Annotated in this window: 22 protein-coding genes and 2 pseudogenes; 10 read left to right on the forward strand and 14 right to left on the reverse strand. The window is 70.1% G+C overall.

Annotated elements, in window-relative coordinates:
* The first annotated feature begins 129 nt into the window (after positions 1 to 129).
* The 7 genes from ACIGXM_RS33320 (at position 130) to ACIGXM_RS33350 (ending at position 8,708) form a co-directional block, all read left to right on the forward strand.
* Positions 130 to 1,260, forward strand: coding sequence for a glycosyltransferase family 9 protein (locus ACIGXM_RS33320; RefSeq protein ID WP_396567588.1), 1,131 nt, complete (start codon positions 130 to 132; stop codon positions 1,258 to 1,260).
* A gap of 57 nt (positions 1,261 to 1,317) precedes the next feature.
* On the forward strand, positions 1,318 to 3,120 hold the full coding sequence (locus ACIGXM_RS33325; RefSeq protein WP_396567685.1) for a carbamoyltransferase: 1,803 nt from the start codon (positions 1,318 to 1,320) through the stop codon (positions 3,118 to 3,120).
* Entirely contained in the window at positions 3,117 to 4,496 is a 1,380-nt protein-coding gene (locus tag ACIGXM_RS33330) for a GDSL-type esterase/lipase family protein (RefSeq protein WP_396567590.1), read from the forward strand. Before ACIGXM_RS33325 ends, ACIGXM_RS33330 begins: the two co-directional genes overlap by 4 nt.
* Before the next feature lie 95 nt (positions 4,497 to 4,591).
* Positions 4,592 to 6,559: a D-glycero-beta-D-manno-heptose 1-phosphate adenylyltransferase gene (gene rfaE2, locus ACIGXM_RS33335; protein ID WP_396567592.1), complete on the forward strand. Its 1,968-nt coding sequence runs from the start codon at positions 4,592 to 4,594 to the stop codon at positions 6,557 to 6,559.
* Positions 6,556 to 7,521 (forward strand): NAD-dependent epimerase/dehydratase family protein, encoded by a 966-nt coding sequence (locus ACIGXM_RS33340; protein WP_396567594.1) that lies wholly within the window; start codon positions 6,556 to 6,558, stop codon positions 7,519 to 7,521. Before rfaE2 ends, ACIGXM_RS33340 begins: the two co-directional genes overlap by 4 nt.
* Before the next feature lie 12 nt (positions 7,522 to 7,533).
* Positions 7,534 to 8,109, forward strand: a complete 576-nt coding sequence (locus ACIGXM_RS33345; protein WP_396567596.1) for a D-glycero-alpha-D-manno-heptose-1,7-bisphosphate 7-phosphatase — start codon at positions 7,534 to 7,536, stop codon at positions 8,107 to 8,109.
* Between the two features lie 32 nt (positions 8,110 to 8,141).
* Positions 8,142 to 8,708: an HD domain-containing protein gene (locus tag ACIGXM_RS33350; RefSeq protein WP_396567686.1), complete on the forward strand. Its 567-nt coding sequence runs from the start codon at positions 8,142 to 8,144 to the stop codon at positions 8,706 to 8,708.
* Here the strand turns inward: ACIGXM_RS33350 and ACIGXM_RS33355 are convergent.
* A complete protein-coding gene (locus ACIGXM_RS33355) occupies positions 8,696 to 9,169 on the reverse strand; it encodes an NUDIX hydrolase (RefSeq protein WP_396567598.1) in 474 nt (157 codons plus the stop codon). The two genes, ACIGXM_RS33350 and ACIGXM_RS33355, sit on opposite strands and share 13 nt — an antisense overlap.
* Complete coding sequence (locus tag ACIGXM_RS33360) at positions 9,153 to 9,926, reverse strand: XRE family transcriptional regulator (RefSeq protein WP_396567600.1); 774 nt, start codon at positions 9,924 to 9,926, stop codon at positions 9,153 to 9,155. The genes ACIGXM_RS33355 and ACIGXM_RS33360 overlap by 17 nt, the downstream gene beginning before the upstream one ends.
* Positions 9,927 to 10,021: 95 nt before the next feature.
* On the opposite strand from ACIGXM_RS33360, the gene ACIGXM_RS33365 reads away from it, so the two are divergent.
* Positions 10,022 to 10,720: an HAD family hydrolase gene (locus ACIGXM_RS33365; protein WP_396567602.1), complete on the forward strand. Its 699-nt coding sequence runs from the start codon at positions 10,022 to 10,024 to the stop codon at positions 10,718 to 10,720.
* A 928-nt stretch (positions 10,721 to 11,648) separates the two neighbouring features.
* On the opposite strand, the pseudogene ACIGXM_RS33370 reads toward ACIGXM_RS33365, so the two are convergent.
* The 5 genes and pseudogenes from ACIGXM_RS33370 to ACIGXM_RS33390 form a co-directional block, all read right to left on the reverse strand.
* Positions 11,649 to 11,813 (reverse strand): annotated as a pseudogene (locus ACIGXM_RS33370) (pirin family protein); the annotation flags it as partial.
* A 266-nt stretch (positions 11,814 to 12,079) separates the two neighbouring features.
* Entirely contained in the window at positions 12,080 to 12,550 is a 471-nt protein-coding gene (locus ACIGXM_RS33375) for a phage tail protein (RefSeq protein ID WP_396567604.1), read from the reverse strand.
* 804 nt (positions 12,551 to 13,354) lie between these two features.
* The gene (locus ACIGXM_RS33380) at positions 13,355 to 13,483 is read right to left on the reverse strand and encodes a hypothetical protein (protein WP_396567606.1); all 129 of its coding nucleotides are present in this window, start codon (positions 13,481 to 13,483) and stop codon (positions 13,355 to 13,357) included.
* Positions 13,484 to 13,755: 272 nt separating this feature from the next.
* Complete coding sequence (locus tag ACIGXM_RS33385; protein ID WP_396567608.1) at positions 13,756 to 14,358, reverse strand: superoxide dismutase; 603 nt, start codon at positions 14,356 to 14,358, stop codon at positions 13,756 to 13,758.
* 16 nt (positions 14,359 to 14,374) lie between these two features.
* A complete protein-coding gene (locus ACIGXM_RS33390; protein ID WP_396567610.1) occupies positions 14,375 to 14,896 on the reverse strand; it encodes a Fur family transcriptional regulator in 522 nt (173 codons plus the stop codon).
* Positions 14,897 to 15,022: 126 nt separating this feature from the next.
* Here ACIGXM_RS33390 and ACIGXM_RS33395 point away from each other — a divergent pair, with 126 nt between their 5' ends.
* Positions 15,023 to 16,165 (forward strand): HoxN/HupN/NixA family nickel/cobalt transporter, encoded by a 1,143-nt coding sequence (locus ACIGXM_RS33395; RefSeq protein ID WP_396567612.1) that lies wholly within the window; start codon positions 15,023 to 15,025, stop codon positions 16,163 to 16,165.
* 100 nt (positions 16,166 to 16,265) lie between these two features.
* Positions 16,266 to 17,018, forward strand: a pseudogene (locus tag ACIGXM_RS33400) (tRNA (adenosine(37)-N6)-threonylcarbamoyltransferase complex transferase subunit TsaD); the annotation flags it as partial.
* Between the two features lie 29 nt (positions 17,019 to 17,047).
* On the opposite strand, the gene ACIGXM_RS33405 reads toward ACIGXM_RS33400, so the two are convergent.
* The 7 genes from ACIGXM_RS33405 to cs1 all read right to left on the reverse strand — a co-directional run bounded on the left by ACIGXM_RS33405 (position 17,048) and on the right by cs1 (position 24,993).
* Complete coding sequence (locus tag ACIGXM_RS33405; protein ID WP_396567614.1) at positions 17,048 to 17,773, reverse strand: hypothetical protein; 726 nt, start codon at positions 17,771 to 17,773, stop codon at positions 17,048 to 17,050.
* A 178-nt stretch (positions 17,774 to 17,951) separates the two neighbouring features.
* Positions 17,952 to 18,194, reverse strand: coding sequence for a hypothetical protein (locus tag ACIGXM_RS33410; RefSeq protein ID WP_396567616.1), 243 nt, complete (start codon positions 18,192 to 18,194; stop codon positions 17,952 to 17,954).
* Positions 18,195 to 18,277: 83 nt separating this feature from the next.
* The gene (locus ACIGXM_RS33415) at positions 18,278 to 19,930 is read right to left on the reverse strand and encodes an ABC transporter substrate-binding protein (RefSeq protein WP_396567618.1); all 1,653 of its coding nucleotides are present in this window, start codon (positions 19,928 to 19,930) and stop codon (positions 18,278 to 18,280) included.
* The gene (locus ACIGXM_RS33420) at positions 19,927 to 21,585 is read right to left on the reverse strand and encodes an ABC transporter substrate-binding protein (protein WP_396567620.1); all 1,659 of its coding nucleotides are present in this window, start codon (positions 21,583 to 21,585) and stop codon (positions 19,927 to 19,929) included. The genes ACIGXM_RS33415 and ACIGXM_RS33420 overlap by 4 nt, the downstream gene beginning before the upstream one ends.
* On the reverse strand, positions 21,582 to 22,877 hold the full coding sequence (locus tag ACIGXM_RS33425) for an MFS transporter (RefSeq protein ID WP_396567622.1): 1,296 nt from the start codon (positions 22,875 to 22,877) through the stop codon (positions 21,582 to 21,584). The genes ACIGXM_RS33420 and ACIGXM_RS33425 overlap by 4 nt, the downstream gene beginning before the upstream one ends.
* Complete coding sequence (locus ACIGXM_RS33430) at positions 22,874 to 24,019, reverse strand: GNAT family N-acetyltransferase (RefSeq protein WP_396567624.1); 1,146 nt, start codon at positions 24,017 to 24,019, stop codon at positions 22,874 to 22,876. Before ACIGXM_RS33430 ends, ACIGXM_RS33425 begins: the two co-directional genes overlap by 4 nt.
* Positions 24,016 to 24,993, reverse strand: a complete 978-nt coding sequence (gene cs1, locus ACIGXM_RS33435) for a clavaminate synthase Cs1 (RefSeq protein ID WP_396567688.1) — start codon at positions 24,991 to 24,993, stop codon at positions 24,016 to 24,018. The genes ACIGXM_RS33430 and cs1 overlap by 4 nt, the downstream gene beginning before the upstream one ends.
* Between the last annotated feature and the right edge of the window lie 11 nt (positions 24,994 to 25,004).

Genomic DNA, 25,004 nt, shown 5'->3' on the forward strand with positions numbered 1-25,004 from the left:
AGTGGGCGCGGCTGGGGCCACGGGCGTGGTGGCGGAGTCCGGCGGCGATGTTGTCGTGGCCCGCGTGCCGGAGTGCGCGGATGGCAAGGTTGCGCGCACATCCCGGGCAAGGGCGTCTTTCTCAGCCCCGTGCACACCCCCGCGACGTTCGAGATCCGACCGGACTGCCGGCACTTCGCCGGCGGGATGCCCTGCCGCCACTGGCGGCCGTGCCTCGGCTGCCCGCACCACGATCCGGTCGACCACCGGGTCCTGATCGTGATGCTCGGCCTGCTGGGAGACATGCTCATCGCCTCTCCGCTGCCGAAGCGGATCCGCGACGACCACCCCAGCGCCCACGTCACCTGGCTGGTCGACGAGCCGAACGCGCCGATCCTGCGGATGAACCCCTTCGTCGACGAGGTCCTCGTCCACGACTGGCAGGCCGCCGCCCAGCTGCCGTCCCGCCGCTTCGACGCCGTCTACTCCTTCGAGCGAACCCCGTCGGCGGCGGCGCTGGTCGACCGGATCGACGCCAGGCACAAGGCGGGGCTCGCCTTCGGCGGCCCCCACCACGCCCTGTATCCGATGGGCGAGGCCGCAGTGCAGTTCTTCCGGCAGAACACCTGGAACGACTATCGCACCCTCACGAACACGCAGACGTGGACCGAGCTGTACTTCGCCGTCGCGGGATACGAGTACGCCGGTGAGCCCTACGTCCTTCAGGTGCCCGAGACAGCGCGGCGGCGGGCGGCCGGGCTGCTCGGGCATCGGACCGGGCCGCGGGTGTGCCTGAATCTCGGCGGTTCGCTGACCACGAAGCTGTGGCCGGCCCGGCACTGGGCCGAACTTACCGACGCCCTGCTCGACCACGGAGCGCAGCTGGCCGTCCTCGGCGGACAGACTGACCGGGAGGCGTGCGAGGCCTTGGTGCACCACCTGCGGATGCGCGACGCCGACGAATCCCGGGTCGCGTACGCGCCGCTCAGCCTGGAGGAGGCCGCCGCGCTGCCGGGCCTCGTCGACGCGGTGGTGACCGGCGACTCCTACGGATTCCACCTCGCCCTCGCGCACGCCAAGCCGACCGTGCTGCTACTCGGACCAAGCAACGGGGCCGAGGTCATCCCCAAGCACGTCACGAACGTGACCGCGCTGCGCTCAACCCTGGGGTGCTCGCCGTGTGCCCACCAGGTCGCCTGCGGCGGCGTCGGCGGCTGCATGGACACCATCGACCCGCCGACCGTCCTCAAGGCCACCCTCGACCACCTGGCCACTACCTGAACCAGCCCCGCACCACCCAGTGTGAGCGAGAGCGAAAGGAGCACCACGTTGGGAATCGTGTTGGGGCTGGGCGGCCCGTACTACCACGACGCCTCTGCCTGCCTGGTCGTCGACGGCCTGATCGTCGCCTTCGCCGAGGAGGAGCGGTTCTCCCGCCGCAAGCACCACAAGGACTCCCGATCCTGCGCGGTGGCCGCCGCCTTCTGCCTGTCCGAGGCTGGCATCACCCTCGATCAGGTAGATGAGATCGCCATCGCGTTCAACCCCACCTGGCCCGAGCCGACCGAGACCTGTACGGACGCCGAGTTGATCGCCGAGCTCTTGGCCCCGGCCTTGTTCGGCCGCTACCGGCCGCGTCGGGTCACCGTGATCGAGCACCATCTCGCGCACGCGGCCTCCGCGTTCCACCCATCGGGGTTCGAGGAGGCCGCGGTGCTGGTGGTCGATGGTTCCGGTGACGGTATCTCCGCAACGCTCGCTCACGGCACCGCCGGCGGGCTGAAGGTCCTGCGCCAGTTCCCCTTCTCCCAGTCGCTGGGTTGGTTCTACGAGACCGTGGCCGAGCACCTTGGGCTCGGCGACTGGACCAGCTCCGGCAAGCTCATGGGCCTGGCCGGCTACGGCCGTGCGGACCGCTACGCCCTGGACTTCCTCACCCCCAGGCCCGGGGGCTACCACCTGGATCTGTCCCGCTACGGGATCCGCCCCGACGAGTCGGTCGACGATCAGTACACCGACCTGCGGTACTACCGGCGTTTGAAGAAGGCGTACGCCGCCGCCTACACCGACCTCGGCATTCCGCCCCACCGCCGAGCCCGCACCTACATCGGCGGTCGCGTCGTGCCCGACACCGGCTACCGGCCCGAACACGCCGACCTCGCCGCCTCAGCTCAGGATCTGCTGGAGCGGTGCCTGACCGAGCTGGCCCGCGAAGCCCTCACTCTCACCGGCACGTCCCGGCTGTGCGTGGCGGGCGGGGTGGGGCTGAACTGCTCCGCCAACGGCCGCCTCGCCCAACTCCGCGGTGTGGAGGAGCTGTTTGTCCAGCCGGCCGCCGGGGACGCCGGCTGCGCCGTCGGCGCGGCGCTCGAGGTCGCGCTGCGCCGCGGCGATCTCACCCTGCCGGGGCCGGCGATGACCACTGCCGCCCTCGGCCCCGCCTTCGACCCGGGCACCATCCGCACTGTCCTGGACGGCTACGGGCTGGCCTACTGCGACCACGGCGACAACCTCCCAACTGTCGTCGCCGGGCACCTGGCGCTCGGGCGCAGCGTCGGCTGGTTCCAGGGCCGCATGGAGGCCGGGCCTCGCGCGCTGGGACGACGGAGCATCCTCGCTGACGCCCACAACCCCCTGGCCCGCGACCACATCAACGACCACGTCAAGCACCGGGAGCCCTGGCGGCCCCTCGCCCCGGTCCTCCTCCAGGAGGCCGCGCCCGACCTGATCGGCACCAGCACGCCGCATCCGTTCATGATCGTGGCCCGGCAGGCCACCGACGCCGCACGGGAGCTGATCCCTGCCGCCGTGCACACCGATGGCACGCTGCGCCCACAGACCGTAGCCCGCGACGACGCCGATCCGTACGCGCGGTTGCTGGCCTCGTTCGCTGAGCAGACCGGTCGGCCACCCGCGCTGCTGAACACCAGCTTCAATCACGAGGCCGAGCCGATCGTATGCACGCCCCGCGACGCGGTCGCCACCTTCGCCGCCGGCCCCCTGGACATGCTCGCGATCGGCCCCTTCTCGTCGACAAGGAGCGCAGCAACTAACTGTCCGACACTACCCGCTCACAGCCGGTACGTTGAAGCCCGGCCCCTGGCTCTCATCCGCAGCAAGCGAAGGATCGATTCGCGATGACCAGCACAACCTCACCCGACCTGACCGTCGCCGAACGGCTGCGCGCCGAGCACGGCCCAGCGCTCACGATCGGCGCCGACTGCGACCTGCCCGACGACCTCGTCATCGAGATTGACACCGGCGCGCAGCTGACGATCGGCGAGCGGGTCTCGATCCGCCGCGGCTCCACCATCCAGGTCCACCGTGGCGCCACCGTCGCCATCGGCGATGACGTTGCCATAGGAGAGCACACCTTCATCTCGGCCATGGCCGGTATCCGCCTCGGCGACGGCTGCGCCCTGTCGAACATGGTCGACCTGCACGACCACAACCACCGAGAGCGCTCCGCCACGAACGTGCCCACCGGGCAGCTCGTGCCGTGGGCGTCCGGCTTCGAGGCCGCGCCGATCATCATCGAGCCCGGCGTGATCCTCTCCAACAAGGTCACCGTCACCGCCGGGGTCCGCATCGGAGCCAACTCCCTGATCGGGGCGAACGCGGTTGTCTCCCACAGCACCGCCCCCGACACGGTCGCCGCGGGCGTCCCCGCCAGCGTTCGCCGACACTTCAGCGGCGCCCCTGTGCTGCGGGAGGACCGGCGCGTCCTGACCGTCAAGTTCTTCGGCACGTCGATCATGGAGCATCTGGAGGCCTTCAACGCGCAGATGACCGTGCAGGCGAACCTGCCCGAGGTCGGCGCCAAGGTCACCGTCGAGGGCTGGCACCAGCGCGGTTGGGTCCACCGTCTCGCGCTGTCGCTGCGCGCCGCCCATGGCCACGTCGGCTTCGACGTCCGCAACCTGGGCGAAGGCGGCGCCACCAGCCGCGACATCGCCGCCATTGTGGAAACCGACCGGGCCACCACTGGCACCGACTACGACCTGGCATTCCTCGGCTGCGGCATCAACGACGTCTGGCGCCGCTTCCAGGGCCGGCTGTCCGAGGCGGTTGACCTCGAGGAGTACACCCGGCACATCAACACGATGCTGGAACAGCTGACCGGATACTCCCGTCAGGTCGTCGTCGTCGGCGAGACCCCGTTCGGGCCCATCGAGGCCCCCGAGACCGTGACGGAGATGAACACCGATCTCGCCCGCTACAACGAGGCCGCCCGCACGGCGGCCGCCGCGCACGGCGCACTCTTCCTGGACGTGTGGACCCCGTTCACCGCGGTTGCCCGCCACCTGCCGACCGACGACGCCACGGGCGGGGTATGGAGCGACGGTGTCCACCTCACCGAACTCGGTGACACCGTGCTGCTCCAGCGGACCGAGCGGCTCCTCGCCGAGCACCGCGTCATCAACAAGCTCCTGGACTACCCGCTCTTGGAGCGCGATCAGGCCCTGACGGCGTACGGCCCGCTGTTCGCCCGCCACCGGCCGACCACCTCCTCCTGAACCGGCGGGGGGGGGGGGGGGGGGGCCCCCCCCCCCCCCCCCCCCCCCCCCCCGGCCACCATCCTGCCCTTCCCACCCCCTGTCCTTCGGAGGAGTTGACCGTTACCCCGCCGGGCCGCGCACACATACAGGCGCTCGCCGCCGCGTTACCCCTGCTCGATGTCGGCCGCCTCCAGGAATGGGGCCGAATCCTCGCCGACCGGCTACCCACAGGCCGGCGGCTGCTGGTCGCGGGCAACGGCGGCAGCGCGGCCGAGGCCCAGCACCTGACCTCCGAGCTGGTGGGCCGCTTCCGCGCCGAGCGGGCTCCGTTGTCCGCCATCGCGCTGCATGCTGACTCCTCATCGGTGACCGCCATCGCCAACGACTACGGCCAGAACGAGGTTTTCGCCCGGCAAGTTCGCGCACACGGCCGACCCGGCGACGTCCTACTCCTGCTCTCCACCTCTGGCACCAGCCCCAACCTCCTCGCCGCCGCGAAGGCGGCCCGGGAACTCGGGCTCACCGTCTGGGCGTTGACCGGCCCGGCACCGAACCCGCTCGCCGCCTCGGCTGACCGATCCGTGTGCGTAGACACCGTCGAGGTCGCCACTGTTCAGGAATGCCATCTGGTCGCCGTGCACACCCTGTGCGCCACCGTCGATGCCCACCTCACCGCACCAGCCGTCTCCGGGGACGAGGAGCAGGATGGCGTACGGCGCTTGGTGGTGGTCGGCGATGTCCTGTTGGACCGCGACATCACCGGCACGGCCGACCGGCTCTCCCCGGAAGCCCCGGTCCCGGTCGTCGCCGACAGCCGCTCAACCGACCGGCCGGGCGGCGCCGGGCTGGCCGCTGTCCTGGCGACCCGGGAGCCGGGCTGGCGCGTCACCCTCGTGTGCGGCCTCGGACAGGACGCGCCTGGCGCGCGGGTCCGCGCACTTCTGCACGTGGCGGGCGTCGAGGTCATCGACCTCGCCACCAGCGGCACCACCCCCGTCAAAACCCGCGTCCGGGCCGCTAACCGCACCCTGCTCCGCTTCGACACCCGGGCCGACCCGCTGCCGCTCGGCCAGCTCCCCGGCACTGTCCGCGACCGGCTGGCGGAGGCCGCGGCTGTGGTGGTCTGCGACTACGGGCGCGGCATCACCTCGCACGACGAACTCCGCCGGGCCCTCACCAACGCCGCCAGCGGCCGCCCCCTGGTGTGGGACCCGCACCCCAAAGGCGCCGCACCGGTGCCGGGGACGGCCCTGGCCGTCCCGAACACGGACGAAGCCCTCCTCCTGACAGGCGGCGACGGACCCCAGGGTCTCGGCGGCGACACCGCGCGGGCCGTACGGCTACTGGCCGCCTGGCCGGTCAAGCAGGTCGCCGTCACTCGGGGCCACGACGGCGCGGTTCTGGTCGCCGACCCCGATGCCCACCCCCTCGTCGTCCCGGCCCGCTGGGCCGCAGGGGACACCTGCGGGGCCGGCGACCAACTGGCGGTCACCGCAGCCGTGATGCTCGGTGCCGGACGGCTGCCCTCCCACGCCGTGACCGCAGCCGTCGACGCCGCAACGGCCTACGTCCGAGCCGGCGGACCCGCCGGACTGACCACCCCGCCGTCTTACAGCCAGCCCGATCCGCTGGAGTTGGCCACGCGCGCACGGGCACGAGGCGGGAAAGTCGTGGGCGCCGGCGGCTGCTTCGACCTCCTGCACGCCGGACACCTCTCCCTCCTGGCCCAGGCCCGCCGCCTGGGCGACGTCCTGATCGTGTGCATCAACAGCGACACCTCCGTCCGACAGCTCAAGGGCGAGGACCGGCCAGTCGTCGCCGAGCAGGAGCGCGCCGCGCTGCTGAGAGCCCTGGACTGCGTGGACGGCGTGCTCGTCTTCGACGAGAACACCCCCGAGAAGCTACTGACCGAACTCCGCCCCGACATCTGGGTCAAGGGCGGCGACTACTCGGGCCAGCGGATCGCCGAAGCCGACCTCGTTGAGAGCTGGGGCGGCGAAGTCGTCACCGTCCCCTACCTGGATGGCCACTCCACCACCACCCGGATCAACCAGCTCACCCAGCAGGCAGGCGCCCGGTGATCCAAGAGAACAACGTGCTGGTCACCGGGGCAGCCGGGTTCATCGGTCGGCACACCGTGGCCGCCTTCCACCGCGCCGGGCACCAAGTCACCGCCATCGACCTGCGCCCCGCCCCCGACCACCTCACCGGCGCGGCCCGATGGCAGCGCGGCGACTTCGCCGACCCGGCTCTCCTCTCCGAAATCGCCGCCGGCCGGTACGGCACAGTCGTGCACCAGGCCGGCATCAGCGACGCCCGGGCCCCGACCGGCCCTGTACTGGCGGAAACCAACATCGCGGGTCCCCTCCGGCTCGCCGACGCCTGCCGCGCCGGCGGCACCCGCCTGATCTACGCCTCCTCACACTCCGTCTACGGCACTCTCCACCACCGCACCCCGATCACCGAAGACACGGACACCGACACCGACCGCTGCTCCGGCCCGCTCAACCCGTACGCGGCATCCAAGCTCGCCCTCGACCAGCAGATGCGCACCCGGCACACCACCGGCCTGGACTGGGTGGGACTGCGCTACACCAACGTGGTGGGCCCCGACGAGGCCGACAAAGGTCCGATGGCCTCGATCCTGTCCCAACTCCTGTGCCAGGCCGCCCACACCGGGCAGATACGCATCTTCGACGACTCCCTGACCGCCGCCCGCGACTACATCCCCGTCGAGACCGTCACCGCCACCATCGTCCAGCTCGCCACCGCACGCCCGCCGGTGCCAGCAGCTGTCTACAACCTCGGCGCTGGCTTCGCCGTATCCTTCGCGGAGGTCGCGCAGTGGTGCGCCCGCCTGTACCGCGAGACGACCGGCCGACCGCTACTCGCCGAGCTGGTACCGAACCCTGTCACGGCCGCCTACCAGTACTTCACCTGCGCGGACATGACCACACTCGACAAGGCTCTGCCCAACCGGCCGGCGCTCTCCCCGCGGGACACCGAGGCGCGGGCGGCCGAGCTGTTCCGGCTCTTCCGGTAGAAAGGCACGCGCGTGAAACGAGAGACCGGCGGGCCGCCCAAGCGTCGCCGTGCAGTGTTCCTCGACCGGGACGGCACTCTCACCGAACCCCGCCAATACCCCTCCCACCCCGACGACCTCGTTCTCTTGTCCAGCATCGGACCACCGCTGCGCGCTCTTCAGGACGGAGGCGTTGCCCTGGTCGTCATTACCAACCAGAGCGGCCTCGCACGTGGGCTGTTCGACGAGGGCGACCTGGCCGCGATGCACGAACACCTCAGTGAACTCTTGGCCCGTGAGGGCGTCCGACTGGACGGGGTCTACGTGTGCCCGCACTACCCGGAGGGCTCAGTCGCCCGTTTCCGTACGATCTGCGCATGCCGGAAGCCCTCCCCGGGGATGATCTATCAAGCCGCCCACGACCTTGGCATCGAGCTGGCCCAGTCCTGGATGGTCGGCGACTCTGTCTGTGACATCGAGGCTGGCCGCCGAGCCGGAACCCGCACTGCGCTCGTAGCCGAGGTGCCGCAAGCCGGTATCACAGCACACGTGCACGGGGCGACGACAGCAGTCGTGCTTGAGCAGGTCTGGCGCGCGATCAACCGCTGACGCCCTCCAAAGGAAAGGTCGTGATCGTGAGCATGCTGTCGCTCGGCTGGGTGAAAGGGATCGCGGAGAAGGAACTGGCAGCGAGCTTGCCGCGGCGGTGGGCGCACTCCCAGGGGGTAGCCCAGCAGGCCGAGCGGCTCGCCCCGGTTCTCGGACCGGACGCCGCGCTGCTGGCGGCCGCCGCGGTGCTCCACGATGTCGGCTATGCGCCTCGGCTCGTCGTCACCGGTTTCCATCCGCTGGACGGCGCGCGGTTCCTGCGCGACTCCCACCACGCGGACGAACGCCTGACCCGCCTGGTCGCCAACCACTCCTTCGCCTTGCTGGAGGCCGAGGAGCGCGGACTGCGGCCTCTCCTGGAACTGGAGTTCCCGCTGCTCGAGAACCAGGCGTTGGTTGACGCGCTGGTCTACTGCGACATGACCACGACGCCCGACGGCGCGCCGACCAGCTCGAAGCAGCGGGTCGCGGAGATCGTCGGCCGCTACGGCGGCGACAGCGTCGTGGGGCGATTCATCCAGCGAGCCGAGCCACTGATTCACGCCGCCGTGGCCCACACCGAGGAGCGCATGGCCGCCTTGGGGATTCAGCCGAGGTAGGGGTATTTGCCGCTCAGGTAGTGCCCGATCTGCTGGCGCATGCTCGGGTGGATGTCGTAGTCGTCAAGGTCGCCCGGCCGTACCCAGAGCACGCCGTCGGCCTCGTCGTTGATGGTCGGTGTGCCACCGACCGGACGGCCGATGTAGACGACTTCGAACTGCTGACGGGCTTCTCCGTTGCTGCTGTAGACGACGATGTGCGCCGGGTTGGAGTAGACACCGAGGAAGCCGGTGATCTCCGCCTTGATGCCGGTCTCCTCCTCGCACTCCCGCACGGCGCAGTCGGCGGCGGACTCGCCGATGTCCTGCTTGCCACCGGGCAACGCCCACTGCCCGGTGTCACGCCGGCGCTGCAGCAGGATCGCGCCGTCCTCGTTCTGTACGAGTAGGTTGCTCGCGGGCACCAGCGAATTGGCCGCCGGTGCCACCGGATCGCCGTAGTACTCAGTCCTGCCGGCCATGCGACTTGGCCCCCTGTGCGTCGTCGGTCCACGGCCGGGCGGAGTCCCAGACCGCGTCGAAGCTTCGAGCGTAGCCGTCGAACCAGCCCAGTTCGCCATCCTTCTGAAGGTGCAGCAGGGGGTTGGCGGATGCCGGCTGACCCCAGACATGCGGGTTGACCAGCAGGTCGTCGTCGTAGCGGAACAGCGAGTTGTACAGGGTGGTGTCGTGCAGGCGGATCTCGCAGCCGGGCGTGCCCAGAAGCGGCCGGTAGTAGGTGAGCGAGGCACGCACCTTAGCGGCCAAGGTGTCTCCGATGCCCTCCTCCCGCCCGCGGATCGCCACGGCGCGCCCCTGCGGGTCGCCGAAGCACAACCGGACTTTCACCCCGGTCGCCGCGCGCTGGGCCAGCATCGTGGCGATCCGCGGGTTCGACTGGGCGAAGAACGTCCCCGAGAACACCAGCACGTCGATCTGCGTCACGCTCTCCAGCAGCAGGGAGAGCCACATCTCCCGCGGGACGCTGGCACGGTCGGGGTAGGTGGCCACGAGGCCGACTCCGGGCCCGGATGCCTGTCCGGTTGTGGGCCGGGTCTGCGGCCAGAGGAAGGACTCGTCCATCTTCAGGTGGTGCGCGACGTTCCACCGGTGCCGCGCCTGCGGTACGCGACCGCCTAACCAGCGGGTTACAGTCTTCGGGTCCACCTCGCAGACCGCCGCGAGTGCCTCAGGTGGGACACCGCGCTGGGCGAGTGCGGAGCGCAATCGCTCATTCACAGTGGATATCCAATCGAACTCCTTCGGGACCCGCAAGGACGTCCTGGGACGTACGGCGGCCGACGCGCGCTCGATGTGCCGCTTACGCTGGCCGGATGGCGCTCATCGTCCTGTGGGACATCGACCACACACTCATCGACAACGCGGGAGTGAGCAAGGAGATCTACGGCGAGGCCTTCGAGGCCGTGGCCCGGCGCCGGCCGTCGGGCCCTGCTGTGACTGAAGGCCGGACCGATCTCCTGATCATGCGGGAGATGTTCGAGCGACAGGGGCTAGCGCTGCCTGAATGGGACGCTGTGCAGGCAGCTCTCGAAGCAGCGGGGCGCGAGCGGTTCGAGGAACTGCGACGGCGTGGCCGGGCGCTGCCTGGTGTCCGGGATGCCCTGACCGCGGTCACCCAGGAGCCCGGGATCATCTCGTCCGTGCTGACCGGCAATATCGCGGCGAATGCCCGACTGAAGCTCGCCGCCTTCGCGCTCGATGAATTGGTGGACCTGGAGGTTGGCGCGTACGGTGCCGACCACCTTGAGCGAGCGGCACTCGTCGCTATAGCCCGAGACCGCATCCATGCCGCTTATGCCGTCCCCGCCGGGACACCCGTAGTGCTGGCCGGCGACACCCCCCGCGACGTCGAGGCCGCGCTGACGAACGGGGTTCAGATCGTCGCCGTCGCCACAGGGGTCAACTCCGCCGCAGAACTTCGCGGAGCCGGTGCCGACGTAGTGCTGCCAGATCTTACCGACACCACCGCTCTGATGATGCACTTCAAGCGCTTGGCGGCGGATCGGGACTGACACGCAGTCCGCTTACTCCGAGCCGACGCGGCGTAACGCCTCATCTCAGGACCGCGGAGCCGTCGAGCGGGGCACTTGGTTCTCGGGGTGGGTATCTCCTACCCCCAGCCGAGTTCCTGGCAGGGAAGATCAACTTCTCCGCGCTCCATGCCCCGTCTTCAGCCACCAGAGTAGTTCACGCTGCGTCACCGGCCAAGTCCCCACCGGAGCCAGCCCCGGCCGACGCGCCTGTCGCTACCTGAGCCGCCGTTCACCCAGGAGCGCAACGCTAACCTCCCTACTCAGTTGCCTGTGTGGCCGACGGACCACGCTGAGCGCGCCGCCCTCGCCCGAATCAGCATCGTGACTGAATGCTCGCCACACCGCCACACTGCCACACCACCGTTGATCACCGGCGATCTTCAGCTTGCTTCGCGCCGGGCGGTGAGATTCGCTCGGGCAAGACTCCCTCCGTCTCGTGCAGCTCCCACTCAACGGTCTCCGTGAGGTTCGGGACGCCGCACTCGCCGTTGCCGGTCTCCACGCTCCAGAAGGCACTCTCGCTGCTCACCTCCCGCTTGGCTGTAGGTAACATACAAATCCGCCATACGGCACCAGCCGCTCTCATTCGCTTGCCGTCCGCAGCCTTCAGGCTCGGTGGCAGCAGTCTCACCGAGCACTTGTTAGTCGTCACCCGCCGCGATCGAGACGACGCTGCGGCGAGCGCGTGGTTCAAGCCCAGATCTGACAAATCATCAGGAAAGTCAGCATTGAGTCAGCATTGGTCTGACTAAACCTGACTACAGATGCCCACGCCTGAGCCTCGCGGCTGACCGCCAGAGCCATCGTCCGGCGGCACGAACGTCCTTCCAGGGCGGTGGATCGCAGATCACTCCGACCGCGACCCGCCGCGAGCCAGTGCACCGCCTCGTAGGCATATAGGTCCAGGTCAGCGCGCCCTTCCCCGTGGCTTCAGGGGCAGTTGGGGCAGCTGGGGAGCAGGAAGCCGGTCGCCGTCGTAGCCGTGCACCTCGCCGAAACGGGTGCCGGTCATCCAGTCCTCGCGCGCGTGCCTGATATCCTCATCAGTCCGGGCGATGAAGTTCCACCACAACTTGCTCAAGCTGTGCGCCTCGAAACTGACCGACCGAACGCATGATCGGGCTGGCCGGTCTTTTTCTCAGGTACGCAAGACTCCGCGGGGCGGCTGGGGCGACGTCTACGCGACCTGCACTCGGCCGGCCTCAATCCAATGGCCGACTGTGTACGGTGGCCGGCGCGCTCACCCTGATGGACACCGCGGTCCGACTCGCCTGACCGAACCCATAACCCGCCGGCCCCTTGCTCGCCGCTGCTGTCGCCCCAGGCCCACCCGGCGCCCTACAGGGCGCCGTATTCGTTCTTGATGACGAAGAACGACCCACGGATCGTCCCGGCGAGCTTCGACTTCTGCCGGGCGAACTTGAACCGCTCGGCGAGCTCCTCCGGGACCTCCATCCCGTCCGAGAGCTTGAACCCGACCGCCCGCTTTCCGTCGTCGAGGGTGTACATCACGTTGATCGACAGCCCGCTCTCGTAGAAGACGTAGGCCATCTTGATGTTCTCGACCTGGAAGGCGGTGGCTTCGAGGGGCCGGGATGCGATGACGATCTCGCGCTCCTCCCGGAGGATCCGGTGCACCCAGTCGACGACCTCGCTGGCCTCCTCCGCGGGCTCCACCGTGAAGGTGTGGTCGTACTTGGTTTTAAAATAGCGGGCCTCATTGGCCCGCAGCCCGGCGAGCGCGTCCGCCACGGGCGACGACTCCAGACCGATGGTCGAGACGGTTTTGAAATCCACGATGTACGACACGATCAATTCCTCCTAGTGAACCTGGACGGGCCAGCGGTTGGCACCGACACGCCGGGCACCCAGCCCGGCCGAAAGCGCTGGGCCGTGGCCTCGTCCCCCACAACGACGAGTACCAATGCGGAACCGCTGCCAAGTGTGCAGCGATGCTGTGCCGCGACCACTTGCGACACGGCCACCAGCGCTGTGAGCCTGAACGGGAGAGCAAACGTCGACGCCCGGAAATGCGCCGACCGTCTGGGGTCGCCGCAGCCCGGGACCGGTCAGCACTCCGCCGCGGACCAGGCTCCCGGCAAAGGAGACCAAGCCCGCCTGGGACAAACCCTGCCGCTCCTGCGACGCACGCTCGGACCTGGAACCTCGCCCACACCTGGAGCCAGTCGCTCGTTCAGTAGTCCGTGGACAGCGTCTGCCTCGCCCTCATCATGGCGGCAAGGGACGACCGCTCCCGGCGACTGCGGAGCAGGCGGACAGCGTTGGTGGCCGAGCCCTGCTGCCACCAACACCCTCACAACCGACTCCTCGTCAGATCGGGTCAGCAAAAGTCAGCATCAGTCCGAGGCCACCCGCACACACATGCAGGTACCTGACGAATCAACCCCTGGCGCCCTGCACCCACTCTGACCTCTCAAGGAGGTCCAGTCGCTGTCGCCAACACGCGACATCGCCCTCTTTACTCGTGCGTTTCGTCCCTATAACATCCGATTACCGGATTGGTGGCATCACGCTCTGCACTGGACATGGGCCACAGGGTGACCGACCTGACGTGACAGCAGACCTTCATGGCGCCCGCCGCCTCGTGGCCTGCTACAAGCAGGTGTACTTGTTCTTGTAGTAGCGGGCCTCGTTGGCGCGCAATCCTGCGAGCTTCGCCGCGACCGGGGACGATTCCAGGCCGACGGTGGACACGTTCTCGAAGTCGACGGTGTACGGCATGAGTCCTCCTGATGACGGTGGCCGGTGGTGGACCACCGGTGCCGGATTTCCCGGCGCCGTGTTCACGCTACGTCCCGCGCCGCCGCCCGGCTTCTCGATTCCTGCTCGATCGGGGCGAAAGCGTTCCGCGGCCTGTCCAGATCGTGAGCACTCGAACGAACGGCACGGTGCCGGAGTGCGGCGGCCCGCCGGCCTGCTGACCTCGACCGAGTGGTGCCGTTGGCTGCGGCGAGCCTTCGCGGGGAGGCTCGGCCCGCCGCAGCCGCGCGTGGTCAGGCGCTGGTGGCCTCGGTGAAGCGGGCCGAGACGTCCTGCCAGTTGACGACGTCCCACAGGCGGGTGACGTAGTCGGGGCGGACGTTCTTGTACTGCAGGTAGTAGGCGTGCTCCCAGGCGTCGAAGGCGAGCAGCGGGGTGGTGCCCTGGCCGACGTTGCCGTGGTGGTCGTAGACCTGCTCGACGATCAGGCGCTTGCCGAGCGGTTCCCAGGAGAGGATGCCCCAGCCGGAACCCTGGACGCCGACGGTGGCGGTGGTGAGCTGCTTCTTGAAGGCGTCGAAGGAGCCGAAGTGCTCGGTGACGGCGTCGCCGAGGGCGCCGTCGGGGCGGTCGCCGCCCTCCGGCGAGAGGTTCTGCCAGAAGAGCGAGTGCAGGACGTGGCCGGAGAGGTTGAAGGCCAGCGTCTTCTGCAGGCCGACCAGGCCGCCGAGCTGGTCCTTGTCCCGGGCCTCGGCCAGCTGCTCCAGGGTCAGGTTGGCGCCGTTGACGTAGGCCTGGTGGTGCTTGGAGTGGTGCAGCTCCAGGATCTCCGCAGACATCGCCCGCTCGAGCGCGGAGTAGTCGTACGGCAGGTCGGGAAGCGTGTAGGTGCCCATCAGGACACGGCCCCTTTCAGACGTGGATGATCGTGCCGGCAAACACACTATTGCGCACAGCTTGCAATAGCCACAGTAGTGCTACAGCATGTCTGACGCGGGGTCGGCCCGTCAGCCGATCGGAAGCACCCCGAGCGGGCGCTCCTTCCTGACTGACGATCGTCTTCCCAACCGGCGCCCGCCGGGACGCAGGCCGACCCCGCACCGTCCTCACCCCCGTGATCGGCGCATCGATGGTCAGGCCGTAGCCGGCTTCCCCGCCCCGGCCGGGCACCGCGTGCACGATGCCGAGCCCCGTCAGCTTCTCCACCGTCCGGTAGACGGTGGAGATGTTCAGCTTGCCGCCGGCCTCGACCAGCAGCCGGTGGATCTCCCCCACAGTCAGATGGCCCACGTGGTCGGCCAGCACACCCATCACCTGGGTCCTGGGAGCAGTGCAGTGCGCCCCGTGCTCCCGCAGCCTCTCCCGGCACCGCTCCACCGCGAAGGCCGCATCCGCCCCGGCAAGCCGCTCGCCCCCCACCCCCACGCCGTCCACCGCGCCTCCCGCGCTCCCGGCGCACCCCCGGCGACGCGCACTCGTTATTGCCAGTACGTTGCAACTGCTACTCCAAGGCGCCTAGGTTGTGCGGTCGTCACCGTGAGCAGAGGAAGAAGGACGCCCATGACCACCGCGCCCATAGCCCCCGCCCCGGAGCCCGACAGAGGCGGCTGGCGCCGCGCCGCGGCCTCCATGACCCGCCGGGAGTGGACCAACCTGGCCGGGATGGCCGGGTTCGTCATCGCCCTGCACGTCGTCGGCTGGTTCACCCTGGTGGCGATCGTCGCCCCGCAGCACCTGAGCCTGGGTGCCAAGAGCTTCGGCATCGGCATCGGTGTCACCGCCTACACCCTGGGCATGCGGCACGCCTTCGACGCCGACCACATCGCCGCGATCGACAACACCACCCGCAAGCTGATGCACGAGGGCAAGCGGCCGCTGTCGGTCGGCTTCTGGTTCTCCCTGGGCCACTCCACCATCGTCTTCGGGCTGGCGTTCCTGCTCGCGCTCGGCGTGAAGTCCCTGGCCGGCCCGGTGCGGGACGACAACTCCCAGCTGCACAACGTCACCGGGCTGATCGGCACCACCGTCTCCGGCACGTTCCTCTACATCATCGCCGCCATCAACATCGTCATCCTGGTGGGCATCTGGAAGGTCTTCCGCAAGATGCGCACCGGCCACTTCGACGAGGCCGCCCTGGAGGAGCAGCTCAACAACCGCGGTTTCATGAACCGGCTGCTCGGCCGGGTCATGAAGTCCATCACCAGGCCGTGGCAGATGTACCCGGTCGGCGTCCTGTTCGGCCTCGGCTTCGACACGGCCACCGAGGTCGCCCTGCTCGTCCTGGCCGGCACCGGCGCCGCCTCCGGCCTGCCCTGGTACGCCATCCTCTGCCTGCCCGTGCTGTTCGCCGCCGGCATGAGCCTGCTGGACACCATCGACGGGTCGTTCATGAACTTCGCCTACGGGTGGGCGTTCTCCAAGCCGGTCCGCAAGGTCTACTACAACCTCACCATCACCGGCCTGTCGGTGGCGGTCGCCTTCATCATCGGCACCGTCGAGTTGCTCGGCCTGCTCGCCCAGCAGCTCGACTGGCAGGGCGCGTTCTGGGACTGGGTGCAGGGCATCGACATCAACATGCTCGGCTTCGTCATCGTCGGCCTCTTCTTCGCGACCTGGATCATCGCCCTCGCGGTCTGGAAGTTCGGCCGGATCGAGGAGAAGTGGTCCGCCGGACTGCGCTCCACCGAGGACACCCCCGGCTGAGCTGAGACGGCAGCGCCCCGGACCAGTCGGGCGCCACATGCACCCCGCTTGTTGCAGAATATGTGCAACTGCAATAGCTGCGCAGAAGTGAGGTGGGTCGGTGGCGGGGTCGCCGGTGGTGCTGGGGATCGAGTCGTCGTGTGACGAGACCGAGGCCGGGCTGGTACGTGACGGCGTGCTGCTCGGTCAGGCGGTGGCGTCGAGCATGGACGAGCACGCCCGGTTCGGCGGGGTGGTGCCGGAGATCGCCGCCCGGGCGCACGTCCACGCGATGGCACCGGTGGTCCGCGAGGCCCTGGACCAGGCCGGGCTCACCCTGGCCGACGTCGGCGCCGTCGCGGTGACCACCGGTCCGGGACTCTCCGGGGCGCTGCAGGTCGGGGTGGCCGCCGCCAAGGGCTACGTGTTCTCCCTCGGCGTCCCGCGGTACGGCGTGCACCACCTGGCCGGGCACGTGGCCACCGCGACGCTGACGGGCGGGCCGCTGCCCAACCCGTGCATCGTGCTGATCGTCTCCGGCGGCCACACCTCGCTGCCGCTGGTGCGTGACCTGGCCCGCGACGTGATCGTGCACCTCGGCGACACTCTGGACGACGCGGCCGGCGAGTGCTTCGACAAGGTCGCCCGGATCCTCCACCTGCCCTACCCGGGCGGACCGACCATCGACCGCGCCGCTCGCGACGGCAACCCGCGGGCCGTGCGGCTCCCCCGTCCGCTGAGCGGACCCGGCGATCCCCCGTACGCCTTCTCCTTCTCCGGCCTGAAGACCGCCGCCCGCTGGGTCGAGGCCCAACGCGCCGCCGGCCGCGAGCCGCACGCCCGCGCCTGCTCCCTCGCCGGCGCCGGCGCCGACAACACCCACCACGGGCGCCGCTCGCGGTCCTACCTGATGCTGCAGAGCTCGGAAGCGGGCTGCTCGTCGGCGAGGAAGATGGTCTGAGCCATCATCCTGAGACCGCTCATCCGCTCACGGAACGTCTCGATCGACTCCTCCGGGTGCACCGAGTCGATGACCGCGTGGGGACCGTGGGCGTTGAACTGATGACTGACAGCGCGCGGGATCTGCATGTCGGCCCAGGAGTTCTCCGGGATGACCAGGTTGTACCGTGTGCGCCGGTGGCCGGCTGGAACATCGGGAGCATCGTCCTCGAACGTCTCGGGCCGGAAAGGCGTGACGCCGGCTATGTGCGTCACGTCGATCGGAGAGAGGCTGGAAACGAGGATTCGCGTGCCCGGACCGGTCATCATCCGGACGAATCGCAGACCGGTGTGCAGGTGCATCCGGGCGCAGATGTCACGCTCCCCGACATCATAGAAGTCCATGAGATAACGGTCCGCAAAGAACCCGTCGAAAGGAGTACTGAGCAGGTAGACGTCACCTTCCTCGAAGGTCTGCGACCGTACGATCCCATCGGCTCCGGGGGTGGTGGCAGCAGGTGCCCGACGAGCCTGCTGAACGACACCGCAGAGCGCCGAAGTCACCGCGAGGGCACTCTCGGGCGGCAGTTGGAGGACGGGAGTGACACGGCAGCGACCCGGGTCAGTGAAGTTCAGGACGTCGTGAACTTCGTTCTCGTCGTCCGGTACGTGCTTCATGGACTCGGTCATGACGATCCCTCCGATTGAAACAGTCCGCCCTGGAAAATACGTGCCGACTCATCATGCGTACCAATACTGACAACATTGTGACTGGTGTGAACAGCAGAGTCAAGAAGGTCAGTCAATACGCGCCCCCGCCAGGAGCGGGACGGCCGGGCTGTGAGGCTCGGAAAGTCATCGCCATTGGTCAAGCCAGGTACCGGCACTCGTTGATGACGCCGCCGAGGACGCGGCTGCGCGGGAGTCTGCGGCCTTCGAAGCCGTGAAGGGTGGTGGGCTGCCGGTCGGCGCCGGGTGGTGGCTGGTTCCGGGCCCGGTGGGAAGGGCGCTCGTCGCAGTGCCGCTGGTAGGCGTCCAGGACCAGCCGAGCATGAGCCTCGTCCGTGATCAGGACGTGGTCGAGCACCTCGCGCCGGATACTGCCGATCACCCGCCCACAGCGGGCACTCGTCCGGGGAGCCCGTGGCACGGTGCCGAGGGAGCTGCCCGGAGTGCGGAAGAAGGGGGGAACCCTCAGGCGCCCCCTCCGCTGTCGTCCTGACGGGCCCCCAAGGCGGCGTAGTCGTACATGCCGTAGGCGCCGCTGACGTGGACGTGGGTGGCGCGAGGTCCGCGGTAGAGCAGGGAACGGGCGTGGAGGTAGGGGCAGATCGTGGCGGTTTCCATCACGACGCGGTCGACCTCGGCCCAGGCGTGCTCGCGTGCCCGGGGGTCGGTGGTGCGCGCGCCGGAGTCCAGGAGGGCGTTGATCTCGGGCAGGTCCAGTTCGGGGAAGTTGTGGTTGCCGGACTGCTTGATCGAGTGGCCGTGGACGATCTGGTCGAAGAAGCCGAAGCCGTCGGGGAAGTCGGCCGCCCAGCCGAACATGATGATCCCGAGTCCTTGGTCGTGCACGTAGTCGGGGACTCCCGCGTACTTGTCGAAGTAGTCGCCGGACTGGAAGGGCACGACCTCTGCCTGGATGCCCACCTGGGCCAGGGAAGCGCTGAGCGCCTGGGCGGCGGCGTACTCCTTGAGCCGGTCGATCCGGGCGGCGATGCGGGTACGGAAGCCGTCCGGCAGCCCGGCGGACACGAGTTCGGCCTGGGCGCGAGTGAAGTCGCCGCGATGGTCCGGGCCGCAGGGGTAGCGGTCGGCGGGATCGTGGCCGGCGATGGTCGGAGGCAGGACGGTGCCGGCGATGTCGCCGGCGAGCGGGCCGCCGTAGGCCAGCCGCATGGCTGCCTTGTCCGTGGCGTACTGAACGGCACGGCGACAGTGGATGTCGTTGAACGGTGGGACTTTGGGGTTGATGGCATACAGCCAGGTGAAGCCGATCAGCGGGTTGTCGGCCCGGGCGCGCAGCACCGGGTCGGCCAGGATCTTCTCCAGCGTGGCGGGCTGCACCCCCACCCCGGCCAGGTCGATGTCCGTCTCCCCGGAGAGCAACAGGTCGTCGACGGCCTGCCCGGCCACGCCGAGCGTGACCTCGACGCGCGAGGCGCGACGGGTGCGGACGGGGTCGGTGGCCGGGTCCCAGCACGGGTTCGGCAGGAGCAGCAGGCGCTCTCCGGGCCGGTACTCGGCGACCCGGTAGGGGCCGGTGGCCACCGGCCGCAGGTGGTAGTCGGCGCCGGTGTCGCGGTCGCGCGGGACGGGGACGGTGCTGGGGAGGGTGGCCAGGTGGTCGAACGCGGCGAAGGGCTCGGTGAGCCGGAAGACCATGGTGTACGGATCCGGGGTGGTGACGGCGTCGATGCTGCCCAGGTGGTGGCGGAAGTAGGTCGGGCCCTTGCCCAGGATGTCCGGACGGAAGTTGCTGCGCTCGATGGCGTGGCGTACGTCGTGCGCGGTGACGGGGGTGCCGTCCTCGAAGCGCACGTCGCGGCGGAGCCGGTAGGTCCAGGTGCGTCCGCCGTCGTCGGTCTGTCCCAGGGCCTCGGCGAGGTCGGGTACCAGGCGCTGGCCCTCGTGGCCGGGCGCGGGGGCGAAGGTGACCAGGCTGCGCCCGAAGAGCCGCAGGAAGTTCCAGGCGAAGGCGTAGTAGGTGTTGCCGGCGTCGAGGGAGTCGAAGCCGGACGTGCGGGCGAAACGGAGCGTGCCACCGGGCTGGGAGGAGGAGCTGACGGTGTGGGTCAGGGCGGCGTTGAAGCCCTCGCCGGAAGGGTCGGACGCGGACCGGTTCACGGGGTCACTCCCATCGCCTGGATGTCGTAGAGGCCGAACGCCGGGTGGACGAAGACGTTGGTCACGCGGGGATTGCGGATGTGCAGGGTGCGGTCGTAGACCATGGGCAGGATCACCGCGTGTTCCATGACCGCGTCGTCGATCCGCCCCCAGAGTTCGGCCACGGTGTCGGGGTCGGAGGTCGCCTGGGCGGCGTCGACGAGGGCGTTGACCCGCGGGTCGTCGAGTTCCGCGAAGTTGTGGTTGCTCCCGTCGCGCTTGATCATGCGTCCGTCCACCAGCGGCGCCAGGAAGCCGTACGGGGTGGGGTAGTCCGGCCCCCAGTCGGTGACGGCCAGTCCCAGTCCCTGGGCCCGGACGGTGGCCGGCAGGCCCAGCCCGCTGCGGTAGTAGCTGGCGACCTCGAGCTCGGCCACCTCGGCGCGGATACCGACGCGGGCCAGTGAGGCGGCCAGCGTGTCGGCGACGACGCGGAACTTGCCGCGCTGGGTGGCGATGACGGTGGCGAAGCCGTCGGGCAGTCCCGCGGCGGCCAGCTCCTTGCGGGCCGACTCGAGGTCGCCGTGCCCGTCGGCCCCCCAGGAGTAACGGGCACGGGGCCGGTGGCCGGGCATCCCAGGTGTGAGCAGGCCGGTGGCCAGTTCACCGCCGAGGGCACCGCCGCGGGCCTCCAGCAGCGCCTTGCGGTCGGCCGCGTAGTGGACCGCGCGGCGGCAGTGGATGTTGTCGAAGGGCGGGACCTGCGGCTGGATCGCGATGTACTGGAGGAAGTTGGTGACCGGGTTGTCGCAGCGGTCGAGCAGGGCCGGGTCGGCTGCGATGCGCTGCTGGGCGGCGCGCTGCACGCCGCGGCCTTCGAGGTTGATGTCGAACTCGCCGGCCAGCACGCGGTCGTCGACCTCGTCGGGCGTCAGGCCGATCGTCACGTCGATGGTCTCGGGGAGGGCTGCGCGGATCGGGTCCGACGCCCGGTCCCAGGCGGGATTGCGGCTCAGCAGCAGGCGGCGCCCCACTTGGTGGTCCGCCACGCGGTAGGGACCGGTGGCCAGCGGGTGGCGACCGTAGTCGGGCCCCGTGTCGGCCTCGGGCGGCACGGGTGCGGTGCCCGGCTGGGCCATGAGGTAGTCGAAGTCCGCGAAGGGGCGCTGGAGGTGGAAGACGAGGGTGTGGGGGTCCGGCGTCCCGACGGCGCGCAGCCCGAGCCGTTCGGGGTGGGTGTCGCGGTAGGGGCCCGGGTACGGGTGATCGGGGTCGTCCAGCAGTCCGACGAGGTAGGTGGGCCCGCCCGGGAGAACGTCCTGGGCGAAGGCACGCTGAACGGCGTACTTGACCTCGCGGGCGGTGACCGGGGAGCCGTCCTCGAAGCGCACCCCCCGGCGCAGTCGGTAGGTCCAGGTGCGCCCCCCGTCGCGGGATTCTCCCGGTGCGAGGGCGAGGTCCGGGACGACTCGGCGCCCGTCGACTCCCGGGGCGGGGGCGAAGGCCATGACGGTGCGTTGCAGGGTCCGCTGCAGCAGCCAGCACCACACGTAGTACGTGCGGGCGGGGTCGAGGGAGTCGGGGCCGGCCGAGGTCACCAGGCGCAGCACACCGCCCTGGCGGCCGGAGGGCTGGACGATTCGGTCGCAGGCGGCATTGGCGTGCGCGTCGTTCACTGTGCTGCCTTCCGGTCACTGAGGGTCTGGGTGAGTGCCGCGCCGCTGCGGTGGCTGAACGCGAGCATGTCGGCGACGACGAGGGCGGTCGTCGTGGTGAGCACCCACCACAGGGCCTGGGCGGCGTGGGCGAGGAACAGCGCGATGAGGGCCGGCACGAGGGCGAGGGAGACTCCCACGAGTACCTGGTTGAAGGCCTGGTAGGCGCCGCGTTCCGCCTGTGGCGACAGTGCGACGATGACGACCGCGAGGGACTGCGTCGCCAGCAGCTCACCAAAGGTGTAGATCGCCATGCCGCCTATGAGAAGGGCGAGTTGGGGCCCCCGGGGCAGGTGGCCCGCCAGGCCGAGGGCGATCAGCAGAGCGGCGTGCAGCGCGACGCCCACGATGATGACCGGCAGCGGGGCGCGGTCCTGGATCCGGGCGGCGACGGGCAGTTGCAGTAGCACGATCACCGTGGTGTTGACCGCGAAGAGCAGTCCTATCAGCCAGGACGGGTCGTGCAGGACGGTGATCAGGTAGACCGGGAGGGCGGCCTCGACGGCGACGATGACGGTCAGCAGGACGAAGTTCGCCACCGCCGCGCGCAGGAAGAGATGGTTGTGCCAGGGGCGTGCGCGCCGGGGCGCCTGCGGTTGCCCGGGTGTCCGACGCGCCGTGGGAAGCGGCAGGTAGAGCAGGGCGGTGATGGCGAAGCTGGCGGCGTTGACCAGTCCCACCACGACGAATCCGGTGCGGCTGTGCACGGTGGCCAGCACGGTCCCCGCGATCAGGCCGCCCAGGCCGATACCGGCGTTGAAGGTCACCTTGGTGAGCGCGAGCCAGCGGGCGACCTGTCCCTCGGGGGCGGCCTTGGCCGCGAGGACCGGCATCGATGTCTGCTCCGCGCGCTGGCACAGGGCGACGAGCATCGCCAGCACGGTGAAGCTCACCACGTCGCGCACCTCGAGGTAGCCGACGAACGCGGCGGCCCGCAGCAGCGCGGCGGCGAGCAGGACGGGCCGGGTTCCGATCCGGTCGACCACGCGGCCGGTCTGGAAGACCAGCGGCAGCACCACGAGAGCGGCCACCGTGAGGCAGGTGCCGACCGTGGTGAGCCGCAAGCCGGTGACCGCCGGGAAGAACAGCAACTGGTAGGGATAGAAGAAGCCGGTGCCGACGGCGTTGACCAGCCCGGCCGCGGCGAACCAGCCGATGCCGCGCCCCCGGGGCAGCCAGGTCGTCCGGCCGGGCGCCGCGGACCGTACGGCGGTGGCCGAGGGCTTGGCCGAGCGCCCGTCCGTCCGATTCATCGCTTCTCCTCCAGGGGCAGGACGAACGCGTGCTGGTCCACCGCCACGCAGCCGCGTGACCGCTTGGCCGCCACGCTGCCGGTCCCGTAGTGCACGGCCGTGACGCCGTACTCCGCGGCGACCTCGACGAGGCGGTAGAAGAGCGTCTCGAAGTAGACGGGCAGGCCGCTCTGCGCCTCGTAGTCGAACCCGGCCCGGTGCGCGAACCACTGGTCACGGTGGTGCAGCAGCAGAGCGAAGCCCAGCAGGTCCGCTCCACGGCGCGCGACCGACACCTGGGCGGCCTCGCCGACGTACCGCAGGACCTGCTCGAAGATCTCCTCGGACTGCCTGGGCTGCCAGTTCATGCCGTACTTGGACAGCAGTTGTGCCTCCAGCGCCGCCAGCCGCGGGATCGCCCCGGCCGTGAGCGGCTCGATCTCCACACCGACGCCGGCGGCGGCGAGCTGCCGGCGCTCGGCGAGCACGCGGCGACGGCGGTGACCGGAGAACATCGCCAGGTAGCCGTCGAGCCCGCCCGGCGGCAGCGGTAGCCAGCTGTAGCGGCCGGTCTGGAAGGACCGGTAGCCACGGCCCGTCAACAGCTCACGCAGTGCCGCGTCACGTTCGTCGACGTAGAGGAAGGCGACGCTGCGGGCGCCGAGTGCCCGGCCGCGTTCCTCCGCCGCGGCGACCAGGAGGGCCGTGTCGCCGAGAGGGCCCCCGCCGGTGCCGTCGGGGCCGACCGCGGCGAGGGGGCGGTTGCGGCCGAGGTGACGTCCCCCGCACACCAGGGCCGGCATGAGCGCCTCGGCGGGTTCGGCGGACAGGGCCGCCGCGAACTCCGTCGCGCCCGGCTGCCCCTCCTTGACGCAGCGCCGGAGGAGCGTGTCCGGGCGTCCGGACAGCCAGGGCGCGGTGGTCTCGGCGCAGGCGGTCGCCAGCGCGGCGCGGGGCCGGTGGGCCGGCCCCGCGGTCAGGTAACCCATGGCGGCCCCGGAGGTCAGCTCGACGACCCGCAACCACGGAGAGGTCAGGTAGAAGTCGTCCGGGCCCACCAGGTCGTCCCACGCCGCCGCGGGGAGTTCCGCCGCCCGCGGCGTCAGCAGCACCTCCGGTGGGACCCGCTCGGCTGCCCCGGCCTCGGGTACCGGGGCGGTCACCCGCGGCCCACGAAGGGGACGACATCCGCCGCCTCGGCGCGCGCGGACAGCCGCTGCGGGACCCGCACGTACATCCGGTGCAGCCAACGGTCGTGGCCGTCCCAGCGGGGGGTGAACGGCGTCCGGGCGTGCGTGGTGCGCTGGTTGTCGACGATGAGCAGGTCACCGGGGACCAGGTGCACGCCCTGCGTGACCTTGTCCAGTGCCTCGGACAGTGCGGCCACACCGCGCCGGCCCGCGGGGTCCTCGGGGGCGAGGAGCTCCCGGTCGTATCCGAGCCAGGGGTCCTCGCGGTCGTGGTGGAGCACCTGGACGGAGGTGACCGGGCTGGTGCCGTCCGGGTGGCGGAAGGCGACGTCGACCAGGCAGGGCACCGGCTGCTCCAGCAGCCGCGACCGGTCCTCCGCGGACAGCAGCGGCAGCGCCCGGCGCACCGAGCCGACCAGGGTGGCGGCCGTGCGCTCGTGGTCCGCGCGGGAGCAGGCGAGCAGCACGTAGTCCGGCTGGTGGCGGTGGTAGGCCATCTCGGTGTGGAACTCGAGCAGCGTCTCGGAGGTCTCCGAGGAGAGGTGGTGCGCCCCGGGTGAGGGGTAGATGTCCTGGAACACGGTGCCCTCGCGCAGTTCGCGGTAGCCGGTGGGCAGGCCGAGCCAGCGGCTGACCAGGGCGAGCCATGCCTCCATCGCCAGCAGCGGGCGCTCCACGGGGGCGGGCGTGGCGGTGGGGGTGTCCGGCAGCTCGTCGGCGTCGACGGGCAGCCCGCGCAGCAACAGGTACCCGTCCTCGTTCCCACGGGCGCGGAAGTCGGCGAGCACGGCGACCAGTTCCTCGGGCAGCGCCTCGGCAGCGGTTCGCACGGCCGCGAAGAAACCGGGGAGGTCCTGACGCGGCGTGCTGGGCAGGGCGGCGCGCAGGTTCAGCAGGGTGTCGTGCCAGTCGTCGCAGCGGACGGTGGTGCCGAGGTCGGTGCTCATCGCGGGTCTCC

Origin of the sequence: Kitasatospora sp. NPDC052896 (genome assembly GCF_044547075.1) — a bacterium.
GTDB lineage: Bacteria > Actinomycetota > Actinomycetes > Streptomycetales > Streptomycetaceae > Kitasatospora.

What these genes read in the sequence shown, in the direction of transcription:
- ACIGXM_RS33330 (WP_396567590.1), top strand. Translation starts at nt 3,117, where the DNA reads ATGACCAGCACAACCTCACCCGACCTGACCGTCGCCGAACGGCTGCGC.
- ACIGXM_RS33355 (WP_396567598.1), bottom strand. Translation starts at nt 9,169, where the DNA reads ATGGCCGGCAGGACTGAGTACTACGGCGATCCGGTGGCACCGGCGGCC.
- ACIGXM_RS33385 (WP_396567608.1), bottom strand. Translation starts at nt 14,358, where the DNA reads ATGGGCACCTACACGCTTCCCGACCTGCCGTACGACTACTCCGCGCTC.
- ACIGXM_RS33380 (WP_396567606.1), bottom strand. Translation starts at nt 13,483, where the DNA reads ATGCCGTACACCGTCGACTTCGAGAACGTGTCCACCGTCGGCCTGGAA.
- ACIGXM_RS33395 (WP_396567612.1), top strand. Translation starts at nt 15,023, where the DNA reads ATGACCACCGCGCCCATAGCCCCCGCCCCGGAGCCCGACAGAGGCGGC.
- ACIGXM_RS33365 (WP_396567602.1), top strand. Translation starts at nt 10,022, where the DNA reads ATGGCGCTCATCGTCCTGTGGGACATCGACCACACACTCATCGACAAC.
- ACIGXM_RS33425 (WP_396567622.1), bottom strand. Translation starts at nt 22,877, where the DNA reads ATGAATCGGACGGACGGGCGCTCGGCCAAGCCCTCGGCCACCGCCGTA.
- cs1 (WP_396567688.1), bottom strand. Translation starts at nt 24,993, where the DNA reads ATGAGCACCGACCTCGGCACCACCGTCCGCTGCGACGACTGGCACGAC.
- ACIGXM_RS33405 (WP_396567614.1), bottom strand. Translation starts at nt 17,773, where the DNA reads ATGACCGAGTCCATGAAGCACGTACCGGACGACGAGAACGAAGTTCAC.
- ACIGXM_RS33350 (WP_396567686.1), top strand. Translation starts at nt 8,142, where the DNA reads ATGCTGTCGCTCGGCTGGGTGAAAGGGATCGCGGAGAAGGAACTGGCA.